The 23751-nt window shown below is 53.0% G+C and carries 28 protein-coding genes and 5 tRNA genes; 11 read left to right on the forward strand and 22 right to left on the reverse strand.

Annotation, left to right across the window (positions count from 1 at the left end):
- The 8 genes from HMPREF7545_RS00050 to HMPREF7545_RS00090 all read left to right on the forward strand — a co-directional run.
- A partial coding sequence (locus HMPREF7545_RS00050) for an endonuclease toxin domain-containing protein (protein WP_006693607.1) occupies positions 1–385 on the forward strand: 385 nt, incomplete at its 5' end.
- Between the two features lie 13 nt (positions 386–398).
- Positions 399–839 carry a hypothetical protein gene (locus HMPREF7545_RS00055; protein ID WP_040571054.1) on the forward strand — a complete coding sequence of 147 codons (441 nt, stop codon included), beginning with the start codon at positions 399–401 and terminating at the stop codon, positions 837–839.
- Positions 840–896: 57 nt separating this feature from the next.
- The gene (locus HMPREF7545_RS10315) at positions 897–2054 is read left to right on the forward strand and encodes a hypothetical protein (protein WP_006693609.1); all 1158 of its coding nucleotides are present in this window, start codon (positions 897–899) and stop codon (positions 2052–2054) included.
- Positions 2055–2140: 86 nt separating this feature from the next.
- Positions 2141–2521 carry an endonuclease toxin domain-containing protein gene (locus tag HMPREF7545_RS00065; RefSeq protein WP_040571055.1) on the forward strand — a complete coding sequence of 127 codons (381 nt, stop codon included), beginning with the start codon at positions 2141–2143 and terminating at the stop codon, positions 2519–2521.
- 13 nt (positions 2522–2534) lie between these two features.
- Positions 2535–2975: a hypothetical protein gene (locus HMPREF7545_RS00070; RefSeq protein ID WP_006693611.1), complete on the forward strand. Its 441-nt coding sequence runs from the start codon at positions 2535–2537 to the stop codon at positions 2973–2975.
- Positions 2976–3419: 444 nt separating this feature from the next.
- Positions 3420–3911 carry a hypothetical protein gene (locus HMPREF7545_RS10320; protein ID WP_040571057.1) on the forward strand — a complete coding sequence of 164 codons (492 nt, stop codon included), beginning with the start codon at positions 3420–3422 and terminating at the stop codon, positions 3909–3911.
- On the forward strand, positions 3912–4382 hold the full coding sequence (locus HMPREF7545_RS00085) for a hypothetical protein (RefSeq protein WP_006693613.1): 471 nt from the start codon (positions 3912–3914) through the stop codon (positions 4380–4382).
- A 549-nt stretch (positions 4383–4931) separates the two neighbouring features.
- Positions 4932–6602 carry a ShlB/FhaC/HecB family hemolysin secretion/activation protein gene (locus HMPREF7545_RS00090; protein WP_040571058.1) on the forward strand — a complete coding sequence of 557 codons (1671 nt, stop codon included), beginning with the start codon at positions 4932–4934 and terminating at the stop codon, positions 6600–6602.
- Positions 6603–6656: 54 nt separating this feature from the next.
- On the opposite strand, the gene HMPREF7545_RS00095 is transcribed toward HMPREF7545_RS00090, so the two are convergent.
- From HMPREF7545_RS00095 to map, 21 genes are all read right to left on the reverse strand, one after another.
- On the reverse strand, positions 6657–7277 hold the full coding sequence (locus HMPREF7545_RS00095) for a hypothetical protein (protein ID WP_006693617.1): 621 nt from the start codon (positions 7275–7277) through the stop codon (positions 6657–6659).
- Position 7278: 1 nt separating this feature from the next.
- Complete coding sequence (dnaJ, locus tag HMPREF7545_RS00100) at positions 7279–8430, reverse strand: molecular chaperone DnaJ (protein WP_006693618.1); 1152 nt, start codon at positions 8428–8430, stop codon at positions 7279–7281.
- Positions 8431–8439: 9 nt separating this feature from the next.
- Positions 8440–10296: a molecular chaperone DnaK gene (gene dnaK / locus HMPREF7545_RS00105; RefSeq protein WP_006693619.1), complete on the reverse strand. Its 1857-nt coding sequence runs from the start codon at positions 10294–10296 to the stop codon at positions 8440–8442.
- Positions 10297–10331: 35 nt separating this feature from the next.
- A complete protein-coding gene (gene grpE / locus HMPREF7545_RS00110; protein WP_006693620.1) occupies positions 10332–10910 on the reverse strand; it encodes a nucleotide exchange factor GrpE in 579 nt (192 codons plus the stop codon).
- A complete protein-coding gene (gene hrcA / locus HMPREF7545_RS00115) occupies positions 10904–11938 on the reverse strand; it encodes a heat-inducible transcriptional repressor HrcA (RefSeq protein WP_006693621.1) in 1035 nt (344 codons plus the stop codon). The genes grpE and hrcA overlap by 7 nt, the downstream gene beginning before the upstream one ends.
- A gap of 232 nt (positions 11939–12170) precedes the next feature.
- Positions 12171–12650 (reverse strand): YfbM family protein, encoded by a 480-nt coding sequence (locus tag HMPREF7545_RS00120; RefSeq protein ID WP_006696719.1) that lies wholly within the window; start codon positions 12648–12650, stop codon positions 12171–12173.
- A gap of 97 nt (positions 12651–12747) precedes the next feature.
- Positions 12748–13122: a 50S ribosomal protein L7/L12 gene (gene rplL / locus HMPREF7545_RS00125; protein WP_006693623.1), complete on the reverse strand. Its 375-nt coding sequence runs from the start codon at positions 13120–13122 to the stop codon at positions 12748–12750.
- 41 nt (positions 13123–13163) lie between these two features.
- On the reverse strand, positions 13164–13700 hold the full coding sequence (rplJ, locus tag HMPREF7545_RS00130) for a 50S ribosomal protein L10 (RefSeq protein WP_006693624.1): 537 nt from the start codon (positions 13698–13700) through the stop codon (positions 13164–13166).
- Positions 13701–13896: 196 nt separating this feature from the next.
- Positions 13897–14580 carry a 50S ribosomal protein L1 gene (gene rplA, locus HMPREF7545_RS00135; RefSeq protein WP_006693625.1) on the reverse strand — a complete coding sequence of 228 codons (684 nt, stop codon included), beginning with the start codon at positions 14578–14580 and terminating at the stop codon, positions 13897–13899.
- Positions 14581–14634: 54 nt separating this feature from the next.
- Positions 14635–15060: a 50S ribosomal protein L11 gene (gene rplK / locus HMPREF7545_RS00140; protein WP_006693626.1), complete on the reverse strand. Its 426-nt coding sequence runs from the start codon at positions 15058–15060 to the stop codon at positions 14635–14637.
- Positions 15061–15100: 40 nt separating this feature from the next.
- Positions 15101–15652: a transcription termination/antitermination protein NusG gene (gene nusG / locus HMPREF7545_RS00145; RefSeq protein ID WP_006693627.1), complete on the reverse strand. Its 552-nt coding sequence runs from the start codon at positions 15650–15652 to the stop codon at positions 15101–15103.
- A 14-nt stretch (positions 15653–15666) separates the two neighbouring features.
- Positions 15667–15852 carry a preprotein translocase subunit SecE gene (secE, locus tag HMPREF7545_RS00150; protein WP_006693628.1) on the reverse strand — a complete coding sequence of 62 codons (186 nt, stop codon included), beginning with the start codon at positions 15850–15852 and terminating at the stop codon, positions 15667–15669.
- 13 nt (positions 15853–15865) lie between these two features.
- On the reverse strand, positions 15866–16015 hold the full coding sequence (rpmG, locus tag HMPREF7545_RS00155; protein ID WP_006307107.1) for a 50S ribosomal protein L33: 150 nt from the start codon (positions 16013–16015) through the stop codon (positions 15866–15868).
- Positions 16016–16163: 148 nt separating this feature from the next.
- Positions 16164–16240 (reverse strand) — tRNA-Met (locus tag HMPREF7545_RS00160).
- Between the two features lie 6 nt (positions 16241–16246).
- Positions 16247–16322, reverse strand: a tRNA-Thr gene (locus HMPREF7545_RS00165).
- A gap of 9 nt (positions 16323–16331) precedes the next feature.
- A tRNA-Met gene (locus HMPREF7545_RS00170) sits at positions 16332–16407 on the reverse strand.
- 6 nt (positions 16408–16413) lie between these two features.
- A tRNA-Tyr gene (locus HMPREF7545_RS00175) sits at positions 16414–16499 on the reverse strand.
- Positions 16500–16517: 18 nt separating this feature from the next.
- A tRNA-Met gene (locus HMPREF7545_RS00180) sits at positions 16518–16593 on the reverse strand.
- A gap of 143 nt (positions 16594–16736) precedes the next feature.
- Complete coding sequence (gene pfp / locus HMPREF7545_RS00185) at positions 16737–17999, reverse strand: diphosphate--fructose-6-phosphate 1-phosphotransferase (protein WP_006693629.1); 1263 nt, start codon at positions 17997–17999, stop codon at positions 16737–16739.
- Positions 18000–18133: 134 nt separating this feature from the next.
- On the reverse strand, positions 18134–19411 hold the full coding sequence (locus HMPREF7545_RS00190; RefSeq protein WP_006693630.1) for a DEAD/DEAH box helicase: 1278 nt from the start codon (positions 19409–19411) through the stop codon (positions 18134–18136).
- The gene (map, locus tag HMPREF7545_RS00195; protein ID WP_006693631.1) at positions 19408–20280 is read right to left on the reverse strand and encodes a type I methionyl aminopeptidase; all 873 of its coding nucleotides are present in this window, start codon (positions 20278–20280) and stop codon (positions 19408–19410) included. Before map ends, HMPREF7545_RS00190 begins: the two co-directional genes overlap by 4 nt.
- A 162-nt stretch (positions 20281–20442) precedes the next feature.
- On the opposite strand from map, the gene HMPREF7545_RS00200 reads away from it, so the two are divergent.
- Together HMPREF7545_RS00200 and HMPREF7545_RS00205 are read left to right on the forward strand one after the other, a co-directional pair.
- Entirely contained in the window at positions 20443–21288 is an 846-nt protein-coding gene (locus HMPREF7545_RS00200; RefSeq protein WP_006693632.1) for a polysaccharide deacetylase family protein, read from the forward strand.
- 91 nt (positions 21289–21379) lie between these two features.
- Positions 21380–21580 (forward strand): hypothetical protein, encoded by a 201-nt coding sequence (locus HMPREF7545_RS00205; protein WP_006693633.1) that lies wholly within the window; start codon positions 21380–21382, stop codon positions 21578–21580.
- Between the two features lie 54 nt (positions 21581–21634).
- On the opposite strand, the gene HMPREF7545_RS00210 is transcribed toward HMPREF7545_RS00205, so the two are convergent.
- The gene (locus tag HMPREF7545_RS00210) at positions 21635–23092 is read right to left on the reverse strand and encodes a sucrose-6-phosphate hydrolase (RefSeq protein ID WP_006693634.1); all 1458 of its coding nucleotides are present in this window, start codon (positions 23090–23092) and stop codon (positions 21635–21637) included.
- A gap of 268 nt (positions 23093–23360) precedes the next feature.
- On the opposite strand from HMPREF7545_RS00210, the gene HMPREF7545_RS00215 reads away from it, so the two are divergent.
- Positions 23361–23723 carry a PTS glucitol/sorbitol transporter subunit IIA gene (locus HMPREF7545_RS00215; protein WP_006696722.1) on the forward strand — a complete coding sequence of 121 codons (363 nt, stop codon included), beginning with the start codon at positions 23361–23363 and terminating at the stop codon, positions 23721–23723.
- Positions 23724–23751 lie beyond the last annotated feature (28 nt).

Consider the following 23751-nt stretch of genomic DNA (forward strand, 5'->3'; position numbering starts at 1 on the left):
CGATGTGTGGAAAAAAGGTTCCTTTAAAAGAGGAGACATGATCGATGACGCGTTAGGGAACAATCTCGGTCATAGTTTCCCAAAAATAGACAAATTGGATAATGGCGTAGCCGTCAGCATTAAGAGTATAAAACTCAGTGATAAGACTTACGAGACGGCAAAAGGTATCTATAACAAGTTAAGGAGAGATGTAGATGCGTTGGATGAATTTAAAGAGGCGGCTGATAAAAAAAGAAATATCAGCCCCAAAGATTATTCCGCTAAAAAGCTAGAAATTGCTGTACAAGACATGAAGATAACAGCGGAACAACAAAGGGGGCTCGAAATGGTGAAGGAATACGCAAAAGAAAAAGGGATTGAAATCAGTATAACTATTGTAAAATGAAAGGAGTATAGAAGTGAGAGGATTAGTACATATGTATGTAAACAAAAAAAATAGAGAAATCAACTTGTTAAAAGCATACATCACAAAAATTGGATATGGAAATATTATGGGCTATTTGATTCATACGGATCGAGGATCATTAAAACAGGAGGTTCTTGTTTGTATAAGAGATAGTCTATCTTCCTATGAAAAAGATGTCGAGGATACAGATCCATTTATAGCATCTCCATACAAAACGTGGAATAAATTTTTTAAGTATCACGATCATGTATCTATTTATTATGATACAAGAGATAGAACCTATTCGATAACTATGGGTGAAAGAAATGAGAAAAAACATTATTACGGAAATCCTCTTCCTGGTTGTGAATTTACACTAACGGAAGAAGAGTTTGATGAAAAATTCGATGAGATCATGGATTTTCTGATCAACAAAGTAGAAATCATTAAATGACATTACACGGCTAAGTCCTTCGCTATACCTATATAGGTTTCTTTTGTCCCCTATTCCATGCCCGTTAAGAGCAATGCGAGCAGCAGGACAAAATCTGCCGTTGCAGAGGGAACCATCAACATCCGCGAGAATCCGACGCAGGATATCTCGGCGCTCAGCCGTGACACAGAGAATGCACTCAATGAGCTCGGCAGAATCTTTGACAAGAAGAAGATCGAGGAGCAGCAGGAGCTTGCGGCTGTCTTCGGTGAGGAGGCATTCCGTCTTGCCCACAACATGAAGGACGACGGAAGCGGACGAAAGATAATCGTTCATGCCGCCATCGCCGGACTCATGAGTCGGATCACAGGCGCAGGCTTCACCTCAGGTGCCGTAGCTGGAGCTCTGAACGAAGCACTGATCAACAGCCTCAAAGGACTAGACCCCAGCACAGCGCAAATCGTCAGCGCCATCATCGGCGCCGCCGCGGCGAAAGTCGCCGGAGGAAGTGCCGCTGCAGGAGCAAGTGCTGCGGCAGCAGGAACGAAGTGGAACAAATACCAAAAAGAGCCCGCAATCAAATTTCAGTTAATGCAGCTCTTGGAAAAAAAGGACTATGAATCCCTCGATGAAAACGAATACCTTGTCCTTTACACAACATTGAAAGACGGAAACGTTGTTGGGGTCCTTGTGAATCATGAAGGAGAAGTACAGGACTTTGACAGCGAGACCGCACAGTATCTAAGCAGCCGTTTCCGCATCGATGCGCCGTTAAAGGAAGGCGAAGTAAAAACCATCACCATCTACAGAGATTACTATCAAACCAATCAGCCCAAGGATTCTACGCAAAAGTCATGGAACATCAAAATTGGAGAAAGTGACGGAAACATAACCCATGCGTTAACTTTTGGCGATGGTGTCAGAAAAGTTCTCTCTGACAAAGTCATAGATGTTTCGGACATCGCATATAATGTTGTGTTTCAAACGGCAGATACATTCTCTGCAGTAAAAAATATGCTTATTAATCTCATCGAAAACGGGTCAGAAGCGCCAAAAGCTATAATGCAAAAAGCAAAGGCGTACTTGGAAGAAGCAAACGATATCTCAAAAAACGGTACAAAGTATGAACAAGGAAAATTGTTCGCAGAAATAGTTACGTCGATCGTTCCTGCCGGAGGCGGAGCAAAAGCCGGAATCTCAGGAGCAAAGGTACTAAAGAACCTGTCAAGGTTCTAAAGAACCTGTCAAGGTTCGAAACATTTGCCAAGATGACGACCCGCACCTCCAAGATTGCCAATCGAACCGTTTCGATCGGAGACAATGTGTGGAAAAAGGGGCCGGCTAAAAGAGGGGAGATCATAGATGATGCTTTAGGGAACAACCTTGGTCGGAATTTCCCTGTCATAGACAAACTGGAGAACGGAGTCATCACGAGCATTAAGAGCATGGATCTGAGTGCGCCAAGTTATCAGAAATCGAGGGACATTTACAATAAGCTCAAAAGAGATGTGGATAAGTTGGATGAGTTTAAAAAACAAGAATGGAATAACAAATCGATAAGATCGAATGATTATTCCTCTAAACGCCTTGAGATTGCCATACCAGATATGGAGATAACAGTAGAGCAACGAAAGGGGCTCGAAATGATCAAGGAATATACAAGAAACAAAGGAATTGAAACAACAATCATTGTCGTAAAATGAAAGGAAGATTGAGATGAGAGGCTCTGTACGGATATATGTAAATAAAAAGGATAGAGAAATTTACTTACTCAAAGAGTATAAAACAAAAATTGGATATTGGAACGTTATGGGCTACTTGACTCAAACGGGTCGAGAATCATTAAAAAAAGAGATTCTTGTATGCATACGAGACAGTATCTCTGCCTATCAACAGGAAATTGAACCAACAGAACCATTTAAATCCTCTCCATACAAAACATGGAATAAGTTTTTTAAGTATCATGACTCCATATCTTGCGAGTATGACTCACAAATGGAAGAATACCGTATTGCAATGAATACAAGAGAAGAAAAAACACATTCTTATAGTTCACCCGCTCCTGGTTTTGAATTTATACTAACAAAAGAAGAATTCAATGAAAATTTCGATAAGATTATAGATTTCCTTATAAGTAATGTAAAAATGATTAAGTAACACAGCATAGCTCAGTGCCCCTATAATCCCCATAGATCTCTTTTAATCCCCTCTCCATGCCCGCGGAGGGAGATGCGGGCAGAACAACGAAGTCTGCCATCGCGCCCGGTACCATCGATATCAGGGAGAATCCCGCGCAGGATATCTCGGCGCTCAGCAGAGATACTGCGAATGCACTCAATGAGCTTGGCAGAATCTTTGACAAGAAGAGTGTCGAGGAACAGAAGGAACTCGTAAACGTGTTCCGCGAAGAAGCCTTCCGTCTCGCGCATAATCTCCCCGACGATGGCAGTGGACGCAAAGTCTTGATTCACACCTTTATCGGCGGACTTATCAGCCAACTTTCAGGAGCAGGCTTTGCGTCAGGGGCAACAGGCGCAGGACTCAACGAAGCGCTGATCAACAACCTAAAAGTTCTCGATCCTGCCCTCGCCCAAGGAGTTAGTGCTCTTTATTGGAGCAGCTGCAGCGAAAGCGGCCAACGAGAATGCTGCGGTCGGCGCATCAGCAGCGGCGGCAGGGACAAAATACAACTTTTTGATTGCAGCATTACCTCTAGTTCTTTCAGATTATATATTGGTAATCGCTGGTTTATCTGGCTATGTTGTCTTAAGCACCGATGATGGACAACAATTCTTAATGAATGCTACCGGCAAAATAATTGCAAAATGTAACAACCTTGGAGAATGGATGGTTAGTAATGGAGAAGAAGCATTTGATTATATTGGCGATACAGTAGAAGATATTATATATTGGGTTAGTACGGGTACCCCCCGTAATAATAAGGCTCAAAATGAGCAGGCTAGATCAGCAGCTAATAAGCATGGGCTGAACCGCGAACAACGTAGAAAATTACATGATGAAATTTCAGGTCAAAATTATGGCTATAAGGAAATAGACGAAACTGCCAGACGTATCAAAAATGGAGAATTATAAATGCACGACTTTAAATTTATATCTAGTATACTAAAAGGAACAGTTTGTTATGAGGTTGGAAAAGGAGGCTTAACCATATGGATAGGATTTGGAGAGAAAATCAAAATAAACAAAAAAGAAAAACGAACGTATTATCTTGTTGTTCAAACTCCATGGAGATTTTTACAAGACAAAAGAATTATTTTAGCTTCTGGAGATATGTATATCCCCATTGACAGTACCAAGCCATTTGATGTGGGAAATGATTATAATAGCTTATATGATGAGAGAGTAAAAGAATTGAATACAAAACTGTCTTGCGGTATCAAAGTAGTAGAAGCCACTTTTTCTGCTATAGGAGACATCACCTTATCTCTCGAAAATCACCTTCTGTTCCAAACATTTATAGATGAATCAACCAAAAACGAATTTTGGCGTTTTATTTCAAATGAACAAGAAGAATCCATGCATGTCGTTTTTTGGGATGTATGAATGTTTTATACGGTAGCGCGAGCGTTGGGTTAAATCTCACAATTGGGTATACTTTTTTCGTTGGAACACTATAGGAACTTGATATTATGCACAAAAATCCAATAGTAATGATGAAAAAAATATACAGAAGAGCTGTGCCCTTAATATCCTGCAGTATTCTAGTTTTATTTATATGTTGGCTGATATTAGGATAAGGTCTTAGATCAGTATACTCTGCAAAATATACATCTAGAGAAAAATACAAGGGCTTTAATTGCTCAATCACTTACCGCCTATTTCGTCACAGAAAAGGATAAAAACATCGTTCTTATAGAAATAAAAGAGTACCTATTAAACAATGGTTGGAAGATAGAATCGCATAGGGATATGAATCTTATTATTTCTCTGGAGTCTAAAAAAGATGATTATATATGTACCATAGAGACTTTAAAGGACGACACAGCTCACGCTTGGCATATAATAATTGAATATGTTGATTTTTTATCCGATTTAATTTATAAATCCAAATCCATGTCAAACAGCATTATTTCTTAAAGAAAAGGGAGCTTTATGTCAATCAACAAAACATCTGTGATCCTTCTTACCTCTCTCCTCTCACTCTCGGCGCTTTCGGCCTCTGCCGCTCCGCCCTCTCAGCAGGAGCAGCTGGATCAGTCGCGTGCGCAGGAGGCTGAACGACAGGAACGTATGAACAAGGAGCGTGCGGAGGTCGTTGCGCCGCCCCCTCCCTCCTCTGATCTCCCCGCCGATGAGAGTGTTCGCTTTCATATCTCTCACGTCACGGTCGAGCATCAGACGGAGCGCTTTCGCTTCCTCGAACGCGCTGCCCGTCCCTATGAGGGGAGAGAACTCTCTCTGCGCGAGATCAATGAACTGGTCACCGCGATGAACCGCACTCTCATGTCCCGCGGTTTTTCGACAAGCCGCGTTGCCGTTCCCGAACAGAATCTCTCCTCCGGCGAGCTGCGCCTTGTCCTCCTCGTGGGGTATATTCATGCCGTCCGTTTTGCAGACGGCAGTGATATGGTCTACTGGAAGAATCTCTTCCCCTTCCGCGCGGGAGATGTTCTGAACGTGCGGGACATTGAGCAGGGCATCGAACAGGCAAAGCGTCTCCCCTCACAGGATATCTCCGTTCGGCTGCTGCCTGCCGATGAGCCCCAGATGACGGATATCGTACTGAATGTGAAGCGCGGCAGGAATGTCTACGGAACGATCTCGTTCGATGACTCCGGTCTGGAGGACACGGGGAAGCTCCAGTGGTACGCCTCTCTCGGCATCGATCAGCTCTTTCATAAGAACGATATGCTCCGCATCGGTCTAAATCTCGACAGTGCGCAGGACGGATATGAGAAAGGAACGCGCGGCCACAATATCAGCTACACCTATCCCTACGGACGCCATACCTTTTCCCTCTCCTACCAGCGGTCAAAATATCATCAGACGGTGGACAGCATGCCCTACGATTTCATCAGCGCGGGCGATACGAATATCTCTACGCTCTCATGGGACTATGTGCTGAGCCGTTCGGCAAATCGAAAGACGAGTATGGACATTCGTCTGCGCAAGCGGAACTCGCATCGCTTCCTCAACGATGTCGAGCTGCCCATTCAGGCGATGCATCAGACATCGATGGAGGTCGGGCTTGCAGAGCGTCTGTATCTGAAAAGAGATACGCTCTACTTCCGTTTGGCCCACAGATTCGGTCTCGGGTGGATGGGGGCGCAGGAGGAGAGTCCCTATGAGGATATGCCGCGGACGCGGTATCGAATGTGGCTCCTGGATGCGGACTATGTGCATCCGTTTGAGTTCAGCCACCGTCCTGCGACGTTTACGACGTCCTTTCACGGGCAGTGGACGATGGACGGGATGGAGCTCTACGGCACAGATATGATCAGCATAGGGAACCGGTACACGGTGCGGGGCTTCGACGGCGAGGTTACGTTGATGGGAACGGACGGCTGGTATCTCCGCAATGAGTTTGCGACGCGGTTCCCGAAGCAGAAGCTGGAGGTCTATCTCGGCCTTGATGTCGGTGCAGTGTACGGCGCCGGTGCAGATCTCTACAACGGGCACACGATCGCGGGAGCGGCGCTCGGCGTGCGCGGGATGATTGATGCTCTGTCCTATGATGTCTTTGCGGCGATGCCGATCCGAAAACCCGACGGGTTCCATACGGCTGATGTGACGGGCGGATTCTCTCTCGGATGGCGGTTCTGAACCAAATACAACACGGGGCGCAGTCTCATATGAGACTGCGCCCGTGTTGTGTTTTTATGGAGTTGTTTCACATTCCTTCTGCTCCGAGAGGAGCACAAGCCCGCCTCGGCGCTCGTATCCGGTCTCCCAGAGCGTGCGCAGGTCGAGCCAGCGAAAGTTTCCGTAGGTGACCGCCTTAACGGCGCATTCCCCGTCAAAGTCCTCGTATCCCGTGAGGAGATACCAGTGCCAGACGTAGAACTCCATCGATGGGGCGCGGTGTTTCAGCGTGAGGCACGGGATGGGCATGCCGGCATCGATCTGCCGTCGAATGACCTCGCGTGTCTCTGCATAGGAATGCATCCCCTCCCACGGCTTAAGTGCAATCGCATCCACGCCGCGATCGCGCAAGTAGGAACCGAATCCGTCGATGTAGATATCGAGACGGTCAATCCCCGTCCAACGCGGGCTAAGGTAGGGGCGCATAATCTCGGAGAACTCGACGTAGTCCTCGCGCACCGCAGGAATACGGAACGGGTACGCGCGCGGGATGCCGCGATATACCGCAAGGTAGACCGAGACATCACAGGCAGTCTCCGCACCGCAGCCGCCCTCGCGCATCCAGTAGTCCGAGAACCAGTCCTGATTCCCGCCGTAGGATGCGCCGATCTGAAAATAAGGAAGTTCTTTTTTCATATCAGGCAAAGAGATCCTTAAATTTTTCAGTAAAACTCTTCTGCTCGGGGTTCACCGCATCTCCGCTGAGTTCGGCAAACTCCTTGAGAAGTTCCTTCTGCTTGGCCGAGAGTTTCTGCGGCGTTGTAACCTTGACGCGGACATGTTCATCGCCGCGTCCCGAACCACGCAGATTGGGAATGCCCTTCCCTTTCACGCGCAGCACGGTACCGGTCTGGATCCCAGCAGGGATCTTGAGGTCAACCGCACCGTCGAGAGTCGGCACCTGCACGGTATCGCCGAGCGATGCCTGTACAAAGGTGATCGGGATCTCGATGATGACATCGTTCCCGCGCCGCTGAAAGAGTTTATGTGGGCGAATAAAGATGTAGACGTAGAGATCGCCGTTTGCACCTCCGCGCACACCCGCCTCGCCGCCGCCCGTAACGCGGACGCGCTGTCCGTCGTCCACGCCGCGCGGGATATTGACCTTGATCTTCTTCGTTACGCTCTTGCGTCCTGTACCGTGGCAGTCTTTGCATGGATCCTTGATGATCTTGCCCGTACCGTGGCAGTGGCTGCAGGTGCGTGAGGTCATCATGCTGCCGAACATAGTCCGCTGCATGACTTGCTCCTGTCCCGTGCCGTGACATACCGAACAGGTCTCGGGGGTCGACCCCTTTGCCGCACCTGAACCGCCGCAAGTCGGACAGTTCTCCTCGCGCGGGATAGAGAGCTCGATCTCCTTGCCGAACGCCGCTTCTTCGAACGAGATCTCCAGATCATAACGCAGATCAGCCCCGCGTTCGGGGCCCTGTCTGCGTGCACGGCGACTGCCGCCGCCCATGCCGAACATATCAAAGATGTCGTCCATGTCAAATCCGCCGAATCCGCCGGCAGCGCCGAAGGGGTTTCCCCCTCCGGCGCTGCCGCCGCGGCGCGGATCAAAGGCATCGTGTCCGAACTGATCATACGCTGCCTTTTTCTGCGGATCCTTCAGCACATCGTACGCCTCGTTGACTTCCTTGAATTTCTCCTCAGCAGTCTTGGGGTCGTTACGGTTGAGATCGGGATGGTATTTGCGCGCGAGTTTCTTATATGCTTTTTTGATTTCATCGTCCGAGGCGCCCTTCGGGACGCCCAGGACTTCGTAGTAATCGCGTTTCTCGCTCACGATACCACCTTACTTCTCGTCATCCTTAACTTCGGTAAACTCTGCGTCGACAACATTGTCATCCTGCGGTGCACTGCTCTGTGCTCCTGCATCTTCACTCGGTGCTGCTCCTGCCGCGCCCGCTGCCTGCTGCGCCTGCTGATAGGCTGCTGCAGAGAGTTCATAGAGCGGCTGGCGTGCTTCCTCCGTTGCCGCCTTGATCGCCTCGATGTCCGAGCCTTTGAGAGCCTCCTTCAGCTTATCGACGGCAGTCTGGGTCTTTCCAACGAGTGCCTGATCCGCGTTCTCGCCGAGATCTTTGATGGCCTTCTCCGCCTGATAGACGAGAGAGTCGCCCGCATTGCGCGCATCGACAGCTTCCTTCTGTTTCTTATCCTCAGCGGCGTGCGTCTCCGCCTCTTTGACCATGCGCTCGATATCCTCTTTGCTCATGCCGCTGTCAGACTGAATCGTGATCTTCTGTTCCTTGCCCGTGCCGAGATCCTTCGCCGATACATTGACGATGCCGTTCGCATCAATGTCAAATTTGACCTCGATCTGCGGCACGCCGCGCGGTGCGGGCGGGATATCGGTGAGCTGGAAACGGCCGAGGGTCTTGTTTCCCGCTGCCATCTCGCGCTCGCCCTGCAGGACATGGATCTCAACACCCGGCTGATTGTCCGCCGCAGTTGAGAATACCTGACTCTTTGAAGTCGGTATGGTTGTGTTGCGGTCGATGATCTTCGTGCAGACGCCCCCGAGCGTCTCGATGCCGAGCGAGAGCGGCGTGACATCGAGGAGCAGCACATCCTTGACCTCACCGACGAGGACGCCGCCCTGGATCGCGGCGCCGATGGAGACGCACTCATCCGGGTTGACCCCCTTCGAGGGCTCTTTGCCGAGAATCTTGCGGATCGCATCCTGCACGGCAGGGATACGGGACGAGCCACCGACGAGAATGATCTTGTCGATGTCGCTGCCCGAAAGGCCTGCATCCTCCATCGCCTTGCGTGTCGGAACCATCGTGCGCTCCACGAGATCCGCCGTGAGTTCATCAAATTTTGCACGGGTAAGCGTGAGGTCGAGATGCTTCGGCCCCGATGCATCTGCCGTGATGAACGGCAGGTTGATATTGGTCTGCGTCATGCTGGAGAGCTCGATCTTCGCCTTCTCCGCCGCCTCGATGAGGCGCTGTGCGCTCATCTTGTCCTGCGAGAGGTCGATGCCGTTCTCCTTTTTGAATTCCTCGACCATCCAGTCCATGATCTTCTTATCGAAATCATCGCCGCCGAGCACGGTGTCGCCGTTCGTCGCCTTGACTTCGAAAACACCTTCACTGAGTTCGAGGATCGAGACGTCGAATGTACCGCCGCCGAGGTCGAAGACGAGGATGGTCTCGTCCTGATCCTTGTCGAGGCCGTACGCGAGCGCCGCTGCTGTCGGCTCATTGATGATGCGCAGCACCTCGAGTCCCGCAATCTTCCCCGCGTCCTTCGTTGCCTGACGCTGACTGTCGTTAAAATACGCAGGGACAGTAATCACTGCCTGCGAAACCGTCTCGCCAAGATACGCCTCTGCATCGCTCTTGAGCTTCTGCAGGATCATCGCAGAGATCTCGGGCGGCGTGTAGTTCTTGCCGTCAATCGTGACGTGATAGTTCGGATCGCCCATATGGCGTTTGATCGACGAGACCGTGCGATCTGGGTTCGAGACCGCCTGATTCTTTGCGAGGCGGCCGACGAGACGCTGCCCGTCCTTCGTAAAGCCTACGACGGACGGCGTGATGCGGCTCCCCTCGGGGTTCGTGATAACAACGGGCTCTCCGCCCTCCATGACCGAGACAACGGAGTTCGTCGTGCCAAGATCAATACCTATTACTTTAGCCATTTTATATTCCTCCAAAATCTTTTCGATGTTATTTTTTAGCTTCCGGCTACCTGTACCATTGCGGGGCGGATGACTCTGCCCTTTGCCTGGTAGCCCTTTTGCAGCACCTGCGTGATCGTTCCGTCCGGAGCGTCGGAATCCTCAACACGCATGACCGCCTGATGGAAATTCGGGTCGAAGGTCTGTCCCTCTGCCTCGATACTCTGGAGACCATGTTTGTCGAGTACCTCGCGCAGCTGCGTGAAGATCATCTCCACGCCCTTTTGGAACGCCTCCCCATCCGTCTGCTCCACTGCCATCGCTCGCTCAAAATTGTCGAGAAGCGGCAGCAGATCGCCGAGGATATTCTGTGTGATGACGGCCGCGAGTTCCTCCTTTTCTTTCGCTGTGCGGCGGCGAAAATTTTCAAAATCCGCCTGAAGCCGCAGGATGCGGTCGCTTTTTTCCTTGAGCTCCGCTTCGAGCGCGGCGGCCTTGTCTTCGACAGGCGCAGCCTCTGCAGTCTCCGTTTCGGGCGAGGGCGTCGTTTCCGCCGCGTTCTCCACGAGCTGCTCCTCCGCCGTCTCCGCGGTCATCTCTTCCTTTTCCTGCAAGCCGTTCACCTCTCCTACCATTTCAGTTGATAGATCATTTCTGTTAAATTTGTGTTCACATAGTCCAGTATGCGCATCGCCTTTGCATATTCCATGCGTGTCGGTCCGAGAACCGCAATGGTCCCGAGCAGCCTTCCGTCAACATGATAGGTCGCCGTGATGAAGCTGCTGTCCCAGAACGTGCTGTTCGTGTTCTCGCGTCCGATTGTAACCTCAAGGCCCTCGCCTGCGTGCGTATGCAGGATGTCCTTGACGAGATCCTCGCGTTCGAGAACGAGCAACATTGCACGGACACGTTCGAGGTCCTGAAACTCTGGATTGCCGAGCAGCTGTGCCGTACCGCCGAGATAGAGGCGATCCTCTGACCGTCCCTCCAAAGCCCGGTGCATGACCTCTACGGCAGCAACAAAGATCGACTCATCACCGATTGCATCGCGTACACGCCGCATATCCTGCTTTGTTACATCGCTGAGCGCTTTTCCGGCAAGTGTTTCGTTGACTGCGGCCGCCATCCGCTGGAAATCAGCGAACGTCGCGCCGTCGGGAATCTCTACGATACGGTTCTCAACGAACCCTGCGTCCGTCATAAGGACGGCAATCGCGTGCCCCATATCGAGGGGCAGAAACTGGAGCATGCGGAACGTCGACTGTGCCGCCTGCGGCGCAAGCACGAGCGAGACATTGCGCGTCACATCTGCAATCAGACGCGCAGTCTCTTGAAACACCTCGTCGAGACGCCGCACGCGCCCGCGATACCAATCGTGAATCTTTGACTTCTCGGCATCCGTTACCGGAGCTACGGGCTGCAGCCCGTCGACATAGAAGCGATACCCCTTGGATGAGGGAATACGCCCGGCGGATGTGTGGGGATGCTCCAGATAGCCGAGCATCTCGAGATCCGCCATCTCATTTCGAATGGTCGCGGGGCTGATGCCGAGATTGTATTTCTGCGCGAGCGTCCGCGAGCCGACAGGCTCAGCCGATGCGATATAATCATCGACAACCGCCCACAGGATCTGACTTTTTCGCGCGTCCAGATCGTCCGACATTCACCCCTCTCCTCTCCTTTCAATCTCTGTTAGCACTCTATAAAACTGAGTGCTAATCAAAATCTATACTGAATATACACGGTAAAAAGCAAAAAGTCAAGTATAAAATGACAAAAAGTCAAAGATTCTTCAAAAAAACCTGCTGTACAAAAAATACAGCAGGTTTTTTAAAGATCCGAGGTATGAAAATCACTTACGCATATCGGCCGGATCGTGCCGGCAGGAAGAGGCATCACAGGATGTAAAAGATAACGGCCTTCCCCTCCTCCGCATTTTTCTTAAAGTAGGAGATCAGCTCCAACAGATAGGAATGCAGATATGAGTAAAATTCCTCTGCATCGTCTTCGGCAGTGATCGGATAGGTCCCGTCTCCCCGCATAGAGTCAAAACCATACATGTCTCGCAGCGCATCGTCGTCCAGCGTGCTCAAAAAATCAGCCGCTTCCTTTACCTCCGAAGGCGTGATGTAGAACGCACCGAAATCCGATTCACTCTCGATCCTGTTGTCATACTGCAAAGGAACGACATATCCCATGGGAGGATCGCCTTCAAACGGTTCACCACAGAGGAGCTGATGAATTCCCTGCCATGATTTGTCGATGTCAAGCGTTTTTTCACCCGACGGATCAATGCCAAGAACAGATTGCGCTCCATCGATGACGTCCTGCAGCAGGGCATCATCGACGGCAATATAGTATCCGCTCATCCCCATTGTATTTTCCTCCTTTAGCAAGGGCATTCTCGTTATCCCAGTCAAAAACCGCCTTCCCATGCGGGAAAGCGGTTTTCAAAAATCAGTATCGGCTGAATTACTTCAGTTCGACCGTTGCGCCGGCCTCTTCGAGCTTTGCCTTGAGCTCGTCAGCCTCGGCCTTTGCAACATTCTCCTTAACCGGCTTCGGTGCGCCGTCAACGAGCTCCTTCGCTTCCTTCAAGCCAAGCCCCGTTGCCTCACGGACGGCCTTGATGACGTTGATCTTCTTGTCGCCGGCAGCTGCGAGAACAACCGTGAACTCCGACTTCTCCTCACCGCCCGCAGCAGCCGGGGCAGCGCCGCCGGCAGCAGCAACAGCAACCGGTGCAGCCGCACTGACACCAAACTTCTCCTCCATAGCCTTAACGAGCTCGGAGAGTTCGAGAACGGTCATGTTCTCAATGGCTTCCAGAATCTGATCCTTATTCATACTGTATACCTCCAAAAATGTATAGTTTCTTCTTTATTCTGTTATGCGGACGCCTTCTGCGCACGCACTGCATCAAGCACATAGACGGCATTGCGGAGAACGCCGTGGAGCACATTCACCGTATTCGAGATCGGTGCATTCATGCTGCCCATAAGCTTTGCAATAAGCTCTTCGCGCGACGGGAGCGAAGCAAGCGCCCGTACCTCATTCGTCTCGATGACCTTGCCCTCGACGGTACCGACCTTGATCGACAGGATCCCCTTTTCGTCGAGCTTATTCTTCTTAATGTAGTCGCAGATGACCTTCGCCGGAGCGACTGCATCCTCTGCTGAGAATGCAAATGCCGTCGTCCCCTCAAGATGCGGGTCAAGGCCCTCGAGCCCCAGCGCATCGGCAGCGCGGCGCAGCATTGTGTTCTTCACAACGTGATAGGTAACGCCTGCAGCGCGCAGTTCACGGCGCAGCTCTGTATCCTGTGCCACGGTGAGCCCGGTATAGGTTGTGAAGACCGCGCCCTTCGCCGAAGCGAGCTGCTCTTTCAGCTCTGCAACGATGACTTCTTTCTTATGATCTGCCATTAAAAATTTTCCCTCCTTTCTTATTGCCGTTCGTCTCTGAGACGGCTTTTGTTTTGCCTAACTAAAAATCTCCGGCTGCTCTGCTGCCGGAGATGAATGTTCAAATTCACGTCCGGCCTCGGCAGGCGACTACGTCGTTAGATGCTTGCGCAAACCTGCTGTCTACAGCCCGGGGAAATTCCGTATGCGCCTTACTTTAGCTGAGCGCAACGGGGACGGCGGGACCCATCGTCGCCACAACCGTGATGGAGCGGATATACTGCCCCTTTGCCGCTGCCGGCTTCACACGGATGAGCGTGTCGATGATCGCCTGATAGTTCTCGCGGAGCTTGTCCGCGTCGAACGACGCCTTGCCGATCGGGACATGGACGTTGCCCGCCTTGTCTGTGCGGTACTCTACCTGTCCTGCCTTGATCTCGGTAATCGCCTTCTTGAGATCCATGGTGACTGTGCCGAGTTTCGGGTTCGGCATGAGTCCCCGGGGGCCGAGCACCTTTCCAAGACGGCCGACCGTGCCCATCATATCGGGCGTTGCGACGGCGACGTCGAAGTCGAGCCAACCGCCCTGGATCTTCTGCACGATCTCATCCGAGCCAACGAAGTCGGCCCCTGCGGCCTCTGCCTCCGCGACCTTTTCACCTTTGGCGAAGACGAGAACGCGCTGGGTCTTGCCCGTGCCGTGCGGCAGGACAAGTGCACCGCGCACCTGCTGGTCTGCATACTTCGGATCGACGCCGAGGCGCACGTGCAGTTCGATGGTCTCGTCAAATTTAGCAGTTGCCGTCTTCTTTACGAGCTCCATCGCCTCCTGCGAAGCGTAGAGCTTGCCGCTCTCGATGAGCTTCGCAGCATCTTGGTATTTCTTACCAGATTTTGCCATTATAGTCTCCCTTCGTGGTCATAACGGGCATGTGCCCTTCCACTGCATCATAGATTAATCTACGATTTCGATTCCCATGCTGCGGGCAGTCCCCTCAATCATGGATGTTGCCGCCTCGATCGACGCGGCATTCAGATCCGGCATTTTGGACTCCGCAATCTCGCGCGCCTTTGCACGCGGGAGCTTTGCCACCTTCGTCTTGTTCGGCTCGCCCGATGCCTTCTCAATACCCGCCGCTTTCTTCAGCAGAACCGCTGCCGGAGGGGTCTTCGTGATAAAGGTAAAGGAACGATCTTCAAAGACCGTGATCTCAACCGGAATGATGAGCCCCGCCTGTTTCGCCGTGCGCTCATTGAAGTCTTTGACGAACGCCATGATGTTCACGCCCGCCTGGCCAAGCGCAGGTCCAACCGGAGGAGCCGGTGTCGCCTTGCCCGCAGGAACCTGCAGCTTTACGACACGCGCAACCTTCTTTGCCATCGACACATCACCTCCTTTCGGTGTATATGTTTTTAGACAATCAGATCAGTTCGACCTGATCGATTTCCACATCGAGGGGTGTCCCCTCCACGTCGACCTGCACGCGCAGCCCCGACGAGTCGATTGACGTGATCTTGCCCGCATAGTCCTCGAACGCGCCCGAAGCGATGCGGACCGTGTCTCCAACACTCACCTTTGTGCGGCGCTTCGGCGCACCGCCCACAGAACCGGAGAGAATGCGTTCTGCCTCCTCCGCCGTGAGAGGGATGGGGTGTTTCTCCGAACCGACAAAGCCCGTGACGCCTGTCGTATTGCGCACAACATACCAAGAGTGCTCGTCGACAATCATGTCGACCAGCACGTAGCCCGGGAACACCTTGCGCGGGACGACCTTTTCCTTGCCGTCCTTGACCTCGATCTCATTCTCTACAGGAACGACGACGTTAAAGATCATCTCGCTCATGCTTGCCGAGTGCATCAGGCGCTCAAGGTTCGCCTTGACCTTGTTCTCATAGCCCGAATAGGTGTGGATGACATACCATGCCCGGTGCGGGTTCGCCTGTCTGAGATAGAGTTCTTCCTTATCCGCCATATCCCTCACCTAGCCTAGTAATGCAGAATGACCTGAAACACACGGGCAAAAATCGTATCACAGATCCAGATCAATGCGCAGACGACGACGATGGCGATGCCGACGACACCCGTATAGGTGACGAGCTCCTTCTTCGTAGACCACGAGACCTTCTTCATCTCGGCGACGACTTCCCGCAGGAATTTGACTATTTCTCCCATGATAGAGATGCGCTTACTTCGTCTCTTTGTGCGGCGTGTGCTTGCGGCAGAACTTGCAGTACTTGCTGAACTCAAGACGGTCCGGGTTGTTCTTCTTGTTCTTGTTCGTGCGATAGTTGCGGCTATGGCACTCCGTGCACTCAAGCGTAATGTTGTTGCGCATGAATATCAACTCTCCTCAATAAGTTCTTGTAAAATCACTCTTACCAATTTATCATACTTGGAAAATACTGTCAACGTATGCCGCGCATTTTCGTAAGGAAGCAGCGATAAAAGCATAAAAGAACCCCCGAGGCGGGGGTAATATACAATGGTGGCGGCACAGAGATTTGAACTCCGGACACTGCGGGTATGAACCGCATGCTCTAGCCAACTGAGCTATGCCGCCGTTATATGGAGCTGATGACCAGGATTGAACTGGTGACCTTATCCTTACCAAGGATACGCTCTGCCGACTGAGCTACACCAGCATACAGACTTGGTTGCGGGGACAGGACTTGAACCTGTGACCTTCGGGTTATGAGCCCGACGAGCTACCGACTGCTCCACCCCGCGATATGGTGGTGGGCAGGGATGGATTCGAACCATCGTAATCCGAAGATGACAGATTTACAGTCTGTTGCCTTTAACCACTCGGCCACCTACCCATGATAATTATGCGATTTTGGTTGCGGGGACAGGACTTGAACCTGTGACCTTCGGGTTATGAGCCCGACGAGCTACCGGCTGCTCTACCCCGCGATATTTCTGTCGCTCGGACAGGTGCTTGCGCATTGCGCTAACAAGACGATATTATACGGCATAGGGCTGCGCCCGTCAATACCTAAAATAAAAAATGGAGCAGAATTTTTCTGCTCCATCGGTTTCTTTCAAAAGAATAAGTGTTACTCCTCCGCATCACCGTCGAAGAGATATGCATAGCGCTCTTTGAACTCCTCGGGCGTCATACGGTAGGCGTTTGCAAGCCCCGGATCATCGAGGTCGCCCTTCTCAATGCGCATCATAAAGCCGCGCGCAATGCGGTAGTGTACGGAATCGATGTTGACCTTGCGCACCTTCGTCTTGCCCGTCTCTGGGTCACGGATCTCATCGAACCGCATCGGCACAGCCTGGTTGTCCTGGATGGTGATGATCGCGCCTGAGTCGCCGCTCATCAGGAACTTCACGGCAGAGTAGCCGAGCGAGCGGCAATAGTCAATGTCGTATGCGATCGGAGCCGTGCAGCGCAGTTCGTAGCCGATCTCCTTGTCAATGATGGTGAGGGCAATGCCGAGCTTCTTCGTCTCGGCGAGCACTGCCTGCTTGAGGATCTCGCCGAAGTCCAGCTCGCTGTAACGAATGTGTCCGTGCTCATCGGTAACGACACTGCCGAGCTTTGCGAAATCCTCCTCCGCGATCTTTTCAATGACGCCCTCGGCGATAACGGCGACGCCGTAGTTGCGGCCCGTAAGATAGCGCTTCACAATGGAGCCGGTGATGACGTCGACAACCTGCTGGAGCGGGATCTTATCCTGTGCGAACTCCTCAGGGATGACGGTGATCGCTGCGCCCGCGCTGCGGCCCATGCCAAGCGCAAGATGGCCTGCCGTGCGCCCCATCGCGATGGTGAAGTACCAACGGTTATTCGTCGTACTCGCGTCCTCCATGAGATTTTCAATCTCCATCGTACCGAATGCACGCGCTGTCTCGAAGCCGAAGGTCGGCACGCCCTCAGGCAGCGGTAGATCGTTGTCGATGGTCTTAGGGACGTGTACAACATTGATCGTGCGTCCCATCTTGCGCGCATATTCGGAGACGGCCATCGAGCTGAACGCGGTATCGTCGCCGCCGATGGTAACAACATGGGTAACGCCGAGTTCCGTAAGCGTCTCGACGACGGTACGGAGATCGGATTCCTTCTTCGTCGGATTAAAACGCGACATCTTGAGGATGCAGCCTCCGGTCAGATGGATGCGGCTGATGTTCGCCGTCTCGAGGCGCACATAGTTCTTCTCGCCGCGCGCGAGCCGCGAGAATCCGTCGTAAATGCCGAGTACATCCCAGCCATGGCGCGTCGCCTCACTGGTAACTGCGGAGATAACACTGTTGATGCCGGGCGCGGGGCCGCCTCCGCAGATAATCGCAATCACATTCTTGATACCAATCATGAAATCCGCCTCCTTTTTGGAATTGTCTGTACTTTATATAAATTCGACGAGGTGGAATGTTTTCCTTCTCTGTGAAAAATTTTGGTTCCCCATAGGGTCGTCATTCATGGTGACAGTTTTCCGCAGGTACGGATTCAAGGACGTTTTCTGCTGCGTCGTCCGAGGTTTGTGACAGTCTTTCCCGCCTTCCTTCCGTGCGTATGGGATTTCGCGAATTTTTTCCGTCCCCTTGTCTGAGACGCACGAGGCGGACGGGGGGCCCCGTTTCGCGGCTTCTCGGTGCACGTTTTCGGGCGCGGCTTCTTCTTCGCCGCCGTGCGGCGCAGACGTTCCTTGAGCGCGGCCTCCATCTTCCGCAGCTTCTCGTGCTGATGCGCCGCGACAAGCGTGATCGCCTTCCCCTGCGCTCCGGCACGCCCCGTACGGCCGATGCGGTGGATGTAGTCTGTCACGGTCGGCGGCAAATCATAGTTGTAGACGTGGGTCACGCCCTCGATGTCGAGGCCGCGCGCGGCAATGTCGGTCGCACAGAGAATCTGCAGCTTTGCCTCACGGAACCTGCGCAGGACGAATGCCCGCTGCGTCTGCGTGAGGTCGCCGCTGAGCGCATCGACAAGATAGCCGCGGCGGGCAAGCTCCATCATGACGGTATGCGTACGCTCCTTCGTTGCGCAGAACACCATTGCGAGATAGGGCGCCTCCTCATTGATGGAGGCACAGAGGCGGTCGATCTTTTCCCCCTCACTCACCGAGAGTGCAATCTGCTCAATGGAGGCGAGCGTCGTCGTCTCCCCTTCAATGCGGATGTGCGCCGGGTTCGTCATAAATTTCTTCGTAAGGCGCACGATGCGCTCAGGCATTGTCGCTGAGAAAAGCGCGAGCTGATAGTCCTGTGCCGCACAGCCAAGAAGGCTTTCCACGTCCTCAATGAAGCCCATCTTAAGCATTTCATCCGCCTCATCAAGAACGATTTTGTTCACGCTGCCGAGTGCAAGCGTGCCGCGCCGCACATGGTCGAGCAGGCGGCCGGGCGTGCCGATGACGAGCTGCGGGCGGCGGCGCAGCTTCTCCTTCTGCCGCTCGATATCCGCACCTCCGTAGATGACGATCGTCCCGATGCCGAGCGGCTCTCCAAGCGGTTCCGCCACACGGGCAATCTGGATCGCAAGTTCGCGCGTCGGTGCGATGACCAGTGCCTGTGCTACCGTTCCCTGCGGCTTGATCTTCTCAAGCAGCGGCAGGAGGAACGAGAGTGTCTTGCCCGTACCAGTCTGTGCCTGCGCGATCACATCCCGTCCTGCGCGCATCGGCGGGATCGCCTGCTCCTGCACGGGGGTCGGCTCCGTAATGCCCTGTCTTTGGAGAAGCGCTGTCAGCACCTCCGAGACGCCGAGCGCATCAAATTTCATCATGATGAGAGCACCTCTGCGCCGGTCTCCGTGATGAGGATGGTCTTTTCCCACTGCGCTGACAAGCTGCGGTCCTTTGTCCGCACCGTCCATCCGTCCTCCGCGTCCACCGTCACATCATAATCGCCTGCGTTGATCATGGGCTCGACCGTAAATACCATGCCGGGCACCATAAGCATCCCCGTGCCCGCCTCGCCTTCGTGCGGAACAAACGGTTCCATGTGGAAGTCCTTGCCGACGCCGTGCCCGCCGAGGGCGGTGACAACGGAGTAGCCGTTCGCATGCGCCCAGTCGCCGCACGCTGCACTCACGTCACCGAGGAAGTGCCACGGACGCGCCGCCGCAATGCCGCGCTCCATGCACTCCTTCGTCACCTGCACGAGACGCTCCGCCGCCGCGGGCACCTTTCCCACGAGATACATACGGGAAGCATCCGCATAGTAGCCGTCAACAATCACGGTGGAGTCGACGTTGACAATATCCCCCTCTTTGAGGACATCCTTCTTTGACGGAATCCCGTGGCAGACCACATTGTTGATTGATGTGCAGATGCTCTTCGGGAACCCCTCGAACCCGAGGCAGGCCGGAATGCCGCCTCTCTCAACGATGTAGTCATGTGCCGCGCGGTCAAGTGACTCCGTATCGGTGCCGGGGCGCACAAGCGTCTCCATGAGATCGAGCACGCCGTCGTTGATGACCGCGGCCCGGCGGATCCCCTCGATGTCCGCAGCGTTGTTGATGATCTTGCGCGGCGGGCGCACCTGCCCCTTCAGCACATCGTACCGGATGGATGCAATACGATCGTCAAAGTCTTCATGGCACTTTTTATATTTCTTTCCGCTGCCGCACCAGCATAGCTCGTTTCGGTTCATTCCTCTTCCTTTCATAGATGCTTTACCTCTCGTATTATAGACCGAAAATGTATTTTTATCAAAGCTTTTTCCTGCCGAACCAGCACATGCAGAGTGCTTGACATAAGGCGAGGTATCGGCTACACTGGTCGCGGTATGGATTCTAAAAAGAAGGTAATTTAATTGAAATTCTCTCCTAAGCGGCTCATATTGATCCTCCTCTGCGTGTTCGGGCTCCTTGCCGCAGCAGTCTTTGTCGGGATGGCTTCTGCCCCCGGCGTTCCGGTCCTCAACTATCATCAGGTCGAGGATAAGGACGGAAACCCGCTCACCCTGTGGACGGACCAGTTCGAGGCGCAGATGGCCTATCTTGCTGCCGAGGGATACACGACGATCACCATCGACGAGATGATGGACGCCTATGAACACGGAACGCCGCTGCCGGAAAAACCGGTCATTATTACGTTCGATGACGGCTATGCCGACAACTATGAGAACGCCTATCCCATTCTGAAGAAGTACGGATTCAAAGCGACTATCTTCCTCATCTACGATTTCACGAACACCTACCCGAACTATCTGACATGGGATCAGATTGCGGAGATGAAAGAGTCCGGGCTGATCCGCTTCGAAAGCCACACGATGACGCATGCAAATCTGGCAGAGCTCACATCCATCGATGACCTGCGTCACGAGATTGCAGACTCGCATGATCTGCTCTCCGAGAAGCTCGGCTATGACATGCACTACATCGCCTATCCCGGCGGCCGCGTCAACGCAGAGATCGAGGAGATCACACGCGCGGCCGGATATCGGGGCGGCTTCACCGTTCACTACGGCCTCTCCACGCCGTCCGAAGGCGTCTATCAGATGGACCGCATCCCGATCTTCGGCGCAAACATGCATACCCTGAGCCGCTTCAAACTGCGCCTCGCCTTTGCGCCGCTCATTGCCCCACTCGAGGATCTGCGGCTGGATTGCCGCGCATGGGGTCTTCCCTGGCTCGCCAACTGTATGCCCATCCCCTGAGCATGCTGAGAAAAATCTGTATAAGTTGGGACAGCATTTGAAAAATATGCTATAATATAGGCACTGTTTATTGTATGAAGGAGGACTTTTCATGGATTTTGAAGCATTGGTCAAGGCAAAATTTGATGAAGCATATGCATCGTCAGAGCATCCGAAAAAATTCTTCCTCACGGAAAACGGCCGCGGCGTCGTCGACGGCGGCGAGATGTACAATGCGCTGCTTCAGGATGTACTCGACGTCGTGCAGAAGGCAATCGTCGGCATTTTGAAGGACAGCCATCATACACATTGACAACAGACACACAAAGAAGCGGCTGCATGTCAGATGCAGCCGCTTCTTTTATTTTTATGATATTCTCTCGTAGTGAAACGGTTCAAGCTCCCAGAGCACACCTGAGAGTGCTGTCATATCCACATCGGAGAAGATGCGCAGCATCGGGCGGATGTTCTTCTCCGGGAAGACGGCAATCGCCGCCGCCTCCTCCCCGTGCTGGAAGAACACCTCCACGGCGCTGTGATCGACGTACATGCGCAGGGACAGCGTATGCTCGGCATAGAGTTTGAAGGTGCGGGTGCCGCGTCCGCCAAGCTTCATGCCGCTGCGGTCAATGGTCATGACCTGTTCCAGCCGGTTATAGCGCAGGACCAGCTTTTCAAGCCCAAAGACCAGTTCCACAGAGATGGTGTACGCATCCCCCATCGTCAGATCAAGGATGATCTCCGTAAGGTCATAGAGCGTCGTACTGAACGAGTTCTCCCCCTCCGCCTCAAGCGCGCGTTCCGTCTCGCGGTGGCGCAGGGCCTTCAGCTCGTGCGCCGGCTCGGAGAATATATGCCCCTGCCGGAGCGTCAGCACGCGCGGCAAAGTCAGGCTGTGCATCCAGCCCTCCTCCCGGGTCGGGTATTCCTCCTCGCGGTCTGGCATCCCCATCCAGCCGATCAGGATATGCCGTCCTTCGTGCGTCAGAATCTGCGGCGCATAGAAGTCAAAGCCATGGTCGAGCTCCTTGAAGCGCCCGTGCATGAGCATCTCCATCGCGTCCATAGAGGCATGTCCCACGATATACCCTGCCTGATAGACGTTCTGTCGGTCGTATGCACGCGCCTCCACACCCTGCGGGCAAAATGCGAGCACATCATAGTCGCCGAAGGAGAGCAGGTTCGGACACTCCCACATATAGCCGAAATCCTTCAGCTGCGTCCGGAATTCCCCGAGGAACATCCAGCCGTCCGCCGTCTCCCGGTAGACAAGCACACAGCCGCGCTTCTCCTCTGTCTGTGCGCCGATGACAAGGTGACGGGTACCGCGCCAGTCAAATAGATAGGGGTCGCGAAAATGTGCCGTAAAGCCCGGAGGAGGACCGTCGATAATGATCTCTTCCTTCTTCACTGCGCCCGCTGCCTTCGTATAGGTGCCGAAACGCTGTACGGACCTCCGATTGCCTGCTTCATCCTTCGCATTGCATGTGTAGAGAACACGCAGGCGCCCTTCCTCCTCTGCGGCGCAGCCCGAGTAGCAGCCGTCCTTGTCATGTTCATCCGTCGGCCAGAGCGCCAGATGCGGAACGGCATAGGTGCAGAAATCCCGCGTCTTCGTATGCGCCCACGACTTATTCTTATGCGCACAGCCGAAGGGATTCCACTGGTAAAAAATATGGTAGGCGCCGTTGTGGTAGGTCAGCCCGTTCGGGTCGTTGATGAGGCCAAACGGCATCTCCAGATGAAAGCGGTTGTGCCAGCGGTGCGTGAAGGGAAAGCCCTCCGCAAGGCGGGCGTCAATTGCGCTCTTGTCAAAATTCTCCACAGTGCTCACTCCTCAGGACGAAAGAAGACGAAGATCAGACCAAACGCAGCGAGAAAACTGACGATGTTGACGAAAATATATGCAGAAAGATGGTCAGAACGCACATTGAGTCTCCGCACGATCCGGTTTCTTCTAAATAAAAGTGTACTAATTTCCTTTTCTGTTGTCAATGCGCACGGCCGGTGAAAAGATTTTACAACGCGAAAACCATGTGATAGAATGGTTAAGGGAAATTCATAAATCCGGAGCACCTGGGGAGGAATCATATATGAATGTAAAGTATGAGGGTACCGTCACGGCTATCGGCAAGTTGGCGCGCAAGTTCCTCGAGACCAACAACAGTGTTATTCTGCTCGATGAAGGCGCTCATCCGAACCTCGCCGAGATGGTTGTCGAGCATACGCCCGGCGAACTCAAGGGAGATATTGCCGTCGGCGACACGTTCTCGCTCGGAAAGCAGAAATACAAGGTCACACGCATTGGAGAGAACGTGAACGACACGATCCGCGAGAGCGGACACTGCACCCTCCTCTTCAATGCAAAGGGATCAATGCCGGGGCAGATCGAACTGGAAGGAGGCGCCGTTCCTCCGCTCTCACAGGGTCAGAAATTCGCCTTTGCAGGAAAATAACAGACGGCATAAAAGGCCGGCCGCACAT

Source organism: Centipeda noxia ATCC 43541, from assembly GCF_000160555.1.
Lineage (GTDB): Bacteria > Bacillota > Negativicutes > Selenomonadales > Selenomonadaceae > Centipeda > Centipeda noxia.

Excerpts from the sequence above, each read along its gene's own strand:
- HMPREF7545_RS10315 (WP_006693609.1), top strand. The coding sequence starts at position 897 with ATGCCCGTTAAGAGCAATGCGAGCAGCAGGACAAAATCTGCCGTTGCA.
- HMPREF7545_RS00070 (WP_006693611.1), top strand. The coding sequence starts at position 2,535 with ATGAGAGGCTCTGTACGGATATATGTAAATAAAAAGGATAGAGAAATT.
- HMPREF7545_RS00085 (WP_006693613.1), top strand. The coding sequence starts at position 3,912 with ATGCACGACTTTAAATTTATATCTAGTATACTAAAAGGAACAGTTTGT.
- HMPREF7545_RS00090 (WP_040571058.1), top strand. The coding sequence starts at position 4,932 with ATGTCAATCAACAAAACATCTGTGATCCTTCTTACCTCTCTCCTCTCA.
- HMPREF7545_RS00095 (WP_006693617.1), bottom strand. The coding sequence starts at position 7,277 with ATGAAAAAAGAACTTCCTTATTTTCAGATCGGCGCATCCTACGGCGGG.
- dnaK (WP_006693619.1), bottom strand. The coding sequence starts at position 10,296 with ATGGCTAAAGTAATAGGTATTGATCTTGGCACGACGAACTCCGTTGTC.
- grpE (WP_006693620.1), bottom strand. The coding sequence starts at position 10,910 with ATGGTAGGAGAGGTGAACGGCTTGCAGGAAAAGGAAGAGATGACCGCG.
- hrcA (WP_006693621.1), bottom strand. The coding sequence starts at position 11,938 with ATGTCGGACGATCTGGACGCGCGAAAAAGTCAGATCCTGTGGGCGGTT.
- HMPREF7545_RS00120 (WP_006696719.1), bottom strand. The coding sequence starts at position 12,650 with ATGGGGATGAGCGGATACTATATTGCCGTCGATGATGCCCTGCTGCAG.
- rplL (WP_006693623.1), bottom strand. The coding sequence starts at position 13,122 with ATGAATAAGGATCAGATTCTGGAAGCCATTGAGAACATGACCGTTCTC.
- rplJ (WP_006693624.1), bottom strand. The coding sequence starts at position 13,700 with ATGGCAGATCATAAGAAAGAAGTCATCGTTGCAGAGCTGAAAGAGCAG.
- rplA (WP_006693625.1), bottom strand. The coding sequence starts at position 14,580 with ATGGCAAAATCTGGTAAGAAATACCAAGATGCTGCGAAGCTCATCGAG.
- rplK (WP_006693626.1), bottom strand. The coding sequence starts at position 15,060 with ATGGCAAAGAAGGTTGCGCGTGTCGTAAAGCTGCAGGTTCCTGCGGGC.
- nusG (WP_006693627.1), bottom strand. The coding sequence starts at position 15,652 with ATGGCGGATAAGGAAGAACTCTATCTCAGACAGGCGAACCCGCACCGG.
- secE (WP_006693628.1), bottom strand. The coding sequence starts at position 15,852 with ATGGGAGAAATAGTCAAATTCCTGCGGGAAGTCGTCGCCGAGATGAAG.
- rpmG (WP_006307107.1), bottom strand. The coding sequence starts at position 16,015 with ATGCGCAACAACATTACGCTTGAGTGCACGGAGTGCCATAGCCGCAAC.
- pfp (WP_006693629.1), bottom strand. The coding sequence starts at position 17,999 with ATGATTGGTATCAAGAATGTGATTGCGATTATCTGCGGAGGCGGCCCC.
- HMPREF7545_RS00190 (WP_006693630.1), bottom strand. The coding sequence starts at position 19,411 with ATGATGAAATTTGATGCGCTCGGCGTCTCGGAGGTGCTGACAGCGCTT.
- map (WP_006693631.1), bottom strand. The coding sequence starts at position 20,280 with ATGAACCGAAACGAGCTATGCTGGTGCGGCAGCGGAAAGAAATATAAA.
- HMPREF7545_RS00205 (WP_006693633.1), top strand. The coding sequence starts at position 21,380 with ATGGATTTTGAAGCATTGGTCAAGGCAAAATTTGATGAAGCATATGCA.
- HMPREF7545_RS00215 (WP_006696722.1), top strand. The coding sequence starts at position 23,361 with ATGAATGTAAAGTATGAGGGTACCGTCACGGCTATCGGCAAGTTGGCG.